Below are 638 nucleotides of genomic sequence, written 5' to 3'. Positions count from 1 at the left end.
TGATCTGACCCCCAAAATCTAGACGATTAATTCAAGGACTGACAACGATATTGTATCGGACTCAGTCCTTTTAATTTCAGTTGGATTCGACGGTGGTTATAATAGTCCAAATAATCCCTTACCGCTTCAACTATCTCTTCTTTTGTTTTAAATTCTTTGCCATAAAAGCATTCCGTTTTTAATCGCCCAAAGAAACTTTCCATTGCGGCGTTATCTAAGCAATTCCCTTTTCTTGACATACTTTGAATGATACCCCGCTCGACAAGTATTCGACGATAAGCTACCATCTGATACTGCCAGCCTTGGTCTGAATGTAAAATCAAGCCTTCAACCTTATTCAGGCGTTTGCCCGCCATGTTTAACATTGACTCAACTTGTGCCCAATTCGGCGAGTAGCTGAGATTAAAGGCGACTATCTCATTGTTAAATAAGTCTAAAATCGGGGATAAATAGACTTTTCCCCCATCTTTCGCTTTAAACTCCGTGATATCCGTCACCCACTTTTGATTCGGGCCGGTTGCCGTAAAATCACGCTCAAGACGATTCGGGGCAATATGGCCTATTGTGCCTCGATAGGTCGTGAATTTCTTGCCTTTTCTTGACCGCACTTGAAGTCCAAGCTCCCGCATTAAACGTTG

1 protein-coding gene is annotated in these 638 nt (G+C 42.3%); it reads right to left on the bottom strand.

The window, feature by feature from the left end:
- Window positions 1-26: 26 nt before the first annotated feature.
- Window positions 27-638, bottom strand: a 612-nt coding sequence (locus tag HMPREF9065_RS03590) for an IS3 family transposase (protein WP_021616354.1), incomplete at its 5' end; no start/stop codon positions are given.

Origin of the sequence: Aggregatibacter sp. oral taxon 458 str. W10330 (assembly GCF_000466335.1) — a bacterium.
Classification (GTDB): Bacteria; Pseudomonadota; Gammaproteobacteria; order Enterobacterales; family Pasteurellaceae; genus Aggregatibacter.
Note: the sequence above shows the minus strand (reverse complement) of the source record. Positions and strands in the feature narration are given on the sequence as shown.